The organism is Chloroflexota bacterium (assembly GCA_035652535.1).
Taxonomy (GTDB): Bacteria; Chloroflexota; UBA6077; order UBA6077; family SHYK01; genus DASRDP01.
The window spans coordinates 1-3615 of record DASRDP010000052.1 but is presented as its reverse complement, the minus strand read 5'-3'; the positions used below and the strand labels follow the sequence as shown (position 1 = coordinate 3615).

General features: G+C 64.9%; 6 protein-coding genes. 5 read left to right on the top strand and 1 reads right to left on the bottom strand.

The window, feature by feature from the left end:
• Positions 1–392 (bottom strand): hypothetical protein (locus tag VFC51_05850; GenBank protein ID HZT06534.1); only part of this gene is annotated, 392 nt, incomplete at its 3' end.
• Positions 393–771: 379 nt separating this feature from the next.
• Between VFC51_05850 and VFC51_05845 the strand changes: the two genes are divergently transcribed.
• From VFC51_05845 to VFC51_05825, 5 genes are all read left to right on the top strand, one after another.
• Entirely contained in the window at positions 772–1098 is a 327-nt protein-coding gene (locus tag VFC51_05845; GenBank protein HZT06533.1) for a GYD domain-containing protein, read from the top strand.
• Positions 1099–1338: 240 nt separating this feature from the next.
• Positions 1339–1779, top strand: coding sequence for a VOC family protein (locus tag VFC51_05840; GenBank protein HZT06532.1), 441 nt, complete (start codon positions 1339–1341; stop codon positions 1777–1779).
• Positions 1763–1897 (top strand): multicopper oxidase domain-containing protein, encoded by a 135-nt coding sequence (locus tag VFC51_05835; protein HZT06531.1) that lies wholly within the window; start codon positions 1763–1765, stop codon positions 1895–1897. The genes VFC51_05840 and VFC51_05835 overlap by 17 nt, the downstream gene beginning before the upstream one ends.
• Before the next feature lie 377 nt (positions 1898–2274).
• Positions 2275–2784 carry a DinB family protein gene (locus tag VFC51_05830; protein ID HZT06530.1) on the top strand — a complete coding sequence of 170 codons (510 nt, stop codon included), beginning with the start codon at positions 2275–2277 and terminating at the stop codon, positions 2782–2784.
• Positions 2785–3174: 390 nt separating this feature from the next.
• Positions 3175–3588 (top strand): hypothetical protein, encoded by a 414-nt coding sequence (locus VFC51_05825; protein HZT06529.1) that lies wholly within the window; start codon positions 3175–3177, stop codon positions 3586–3588.
• Positions 3589–3615 lie beyond the last annotated feature (27 nt).

Here is a 3615-nt window from a genome sequence, read left to right as displayed (position 1 = left end):
GCGATGGCGAGCGCCCGCGACCCGTTCGGATCGCTCGGCAGGCACCAGCGCTCAGCTCCGGGCACCTCGGTGAGCGACGGGACTGGAGTCCAGGATCGGCCGTCGTCAGTGCTCCTAACCAGGCCCGCTGGATGCGTGCCGACGTAGACGAGGCCTCGTCGGGATGGGGAGGCCGCGATGGCCCAAACATCCTGCCCGGAGCAGCCGCTGGGTCGCCAACTGCGCCCAGCGTCGTCGGACCGGTAGACACCGTCGGATGCACCGGCGAGGATGCTGCCGTTCGCCTGACGCAGGGCGTGCACAGCGCAGCCTGTCAGGGCCCCGTCACTCGGCGGCGCGCCGAGCTGATCGATCAGAAACACTCCGTCGCTGGTTCCGATCAGAAGACTCATGGCCCACCTCCTCTTCCTAGTCGGCCATCGCCATGCCCACGGGAATCGATCTACCCGTTGGCGAGCAGTATACTGACATTCCGATTGGCGCATCGAGACTGGCGATCTCGCCAACGATGCGGCTGTTGTGGCACTGGCAGTGCCCCTCCACGAGCGGTCGGCCGCAATCCCCAGCGGCTCGCTGGTCAGCGACCACGTTGTTCCCATCGGATATCTGGGGGGCGCACGACCTGAACCTCGTGTATCCGTGGGCCCCCACGGCAGCCATGACGGACAACACGTCGGTGCACACGACGCGGCGCACATGCGGCGTTTGACCCGCCCGAGAATCGGCGCTACCCTCCATCTCGGGTCGCATTCGCTGATCGGAGGGGGAACAATGCCTCACTACGCGTTTCAGGGCGCCTACACGGCGGAGACCTGGGCTCGACTGACCAAGAACCCGGAAGATCGCGAGGCCGCGATTCGCGCCGTGTGCGAGAAGAACGGCGGCAAGCTCGTCGGGCTCTGGTTCATGTTCGGCTCCGACGACTTCCTCGCCGTCGCCGAGCTTCCGAATGAGAAGATCGCGGGAGCCATGGGCATGGCCGTGGCAGCGAGCGGCGGTTATCACAACTTCCGCACCACGCCGCTCGTGAGCGCCGCGGACGCCATGGCCATGATGCGACAGGCGAATCAGTTGGGGTTCCGACCGGCCGGTAGCTGACGCCCTCCGCAAAACCTCCCTACCGGACTACAGCTCACCGCACGGCAAGCTGCGAATGCTGCTGCCCGTTGACTTGACGGCGGGGCCTAACGCGCACCAGCCGTGCACTTCATCTTCCAGCAGGCAGAGTCCCCAGCCCACGGTCGTTTGGCGCTCGCCCGGCCGTCAGCTGGGTTGGGCCGTTAGCGGCAAGAGCGCCCGAGCTGGACGGTCGCGCTCTGCCTGTCCCATACTGGGGACATGACGGTCAAGCGATTGGACCACGTCAGCGTCGTCGTCGACGACCTTCCAGCCGCTATCGCGTTCTTTTCCGAGCTCGGCTTGGATCGCGAGGGTGAGGCGACGGTCGAGGGAGAGTGGGTGGACCGTGTCAACAAGCTCGAAAGTGTCCAAGTCGACATCGTCATGATGCGGACGCCAGACGGGCACGGGCGGCTTGAGCTGACGAAGTTTCGCAATCCAAAACTCGGCATGATCGAACCGGCGGTCGCACCGCCGAACACTCTGGGCCTCCGAAGCGTCATGTTCACAGTGGAAAGCGTCGACGATACGGTCGCTCGCCTGGGCGCCCACGGCGCCGAGCTGATCGGCGAGGTGGCCCAATACGAGAACTTGTACCGGCTGTGCTCCATGCGGGGTCCAGGGGGCATCATCGTGGCGCTGGCTGAAGAACTCTTCTGACGGGTCCCACTGGTACCACGACCACGCCATGGGCACGCGTGCGGAGAGGATCTATCGAGGGCTGGCAGGCTTCTATCTGATCAGGGCCCGCACAAAGCGGCGCTCGGCCTATGGCTGAGCGACAAGCTCGGCGTGCGCCTGTTGGATTGCGTCCGGAAACGCGATGACGTCCGGGGGCAGGACCTCGATGTACTGCGCTCGCAAGCTCCCTGCTTTACCCGTCGGGTAAATCCCGATCTCAAGAAGCTGCAGGTAGCTCGCCGCATTACACGCTCCCGGGCGCGCCGAGCCACCGGAGCACGCGGCCCGCTCCCGTGGCGGCGTTTATTGAGGCTCGCCTTCCGAGGGGCTTGCTGAACCTCTACCGAACTTGCGACCCACCCCGCCGGCTATCAGCTCCTCGTGTGCGATTCGCCGGGGCTCTAACACGTGGCGCTACACTAGAGGCGTCAGCCAGCCGTGAGGGCCGAGCAATCACGCGAGTGAAGGGGCGCCATGGATTCTCTAGCCGCCGATAAGGCCGAACTGGCTGCGCTCCTCAACCACGTGCATACCGAGCTGCGCGACGAAGCGCTTGCCTTCCCCGAATCGCTCCGCCTCGTCCACCCGGCGCCAGGAGAGTGGTGCGCGATGGAGCTTCTCGGTCATGTGGCGGAGATGCACTACTCGTACGTCAAGCGCGCCGAGCAGCTCATCGCATCCCCCGGGGCGCCGCTTGCCCGCGACATGGCGTCACCCGAGCGCATGGCGGCGATCGCAGGGGGACCTGCGCTCACCCTCGAGGAGGCGCTCAACCAACTGGACGAGGCGCGCCTGCATGCGCTCGCCTTCCTGGATCGTTTGAAGCCCAACGAGATGGTCATTACCGGTCATCACCAAGCCCTCGGCCCCATGACCGTGCGCGACGTGTTCGCGCGGACCATCGTGGGTCACGCCCAAAACCACCTGCAACAGCTGCGTGCCACGCGCGAACAGATCGAGGCGGCTGCATCAGCCGACGGCTGACCCCTCGATCATCGATCACGATCATTCCGTCGTGCTGGTTGCCCCCGGAGGCAACTGCTCGTGTGGTACCTGCTACACTGGCCGAAAGCGCGGAGGAAGGTGAGGACGGAGTCACCCGTCGTCAAAGACGCCGCAAGTCTCCGATGGGGAGGGCCGACGCCCGGGTTCGGGCCGTTGTGTGAGCGCTTGAATGCGGCAAGCCTTGCCGAGCGAGCGGCGCGGGCGTCAAATCGCACGGGAGGCAGGTCTTCGGTGCCCGCTCTCCGTTTGCCGTCTAGGACCGGTCGTCCCTTCGTTCTGGCGATACTGACGCTCACGCCGACGGCGGCGGCAAGGTACGATGGCGTCGGAAAACGTTGAGCGCGATCGAGGCCGGATGTGGAGAGGCACATGCAATTCGTCAAGCAGGCGCCATTGAGGACCTTGATCGCGCTATTGGTCACTGCCACCATCGCCCTGCCCAATCAGAGCCCGCTAGCTGCCCAGATCGTAGTCGCGACTGTACCCGTCGGCTTCGCGCCAGTCGGCATCGCGGTGAACCGCGTCACGAATCGGATCTATGTCGCCGATGAGAATGGCGCAGATATCTCAGTAATCGATGGGTCTTCCAACTCCGTTCTTCCATCGATCCCGCTTCCCGGTTCACCGCATTACCCAGCGGTCAACGCGAACACGAACCGGATCTATGTAGACGCTGTTGGCGATCATCAAAAGTGCAGAGAGCTGATCGCGAATAGTGCAGAGCCCCGGGCAGGTCAGCGAATGATAGCAGCGCCTCCTTCCTCCGGCGGCGGGTCCTGGTAGGCCCGCATCCGGTAGCTCCGGCCGCGA

Bases quoted from the DNA above. Each gene is read 5' to 3' on its own strand.
- VFC51_05840 (HZT06532.1), top strand. From the start codon at position 1,339: ATGACGGTCAAGCGATTGGACCACGTCAGCGTCGTCGTCGACGACCTT.
- VFC51_05830 (HZT06530.1), top strand. From the start codon at position 2,275: ATGGATTCTCTAGCCGCCGATAAGGCCGAACTGGCTGCGCTCCTCAAC.
- VFC51_05845 (HZT06533.1), top strand. From the start codon at position 772: ATGCCTCACTACGCGTTTCAGGGCGCCTACACGGCGGAGACCTGGGCT.
- VFC51_05825 (HZT06529.1), top strand. From the start codon at position 3,175: ATGCAATTCGTCAAGCAGGCGCCATTGAGGACCTTGATCGCGCTATTG.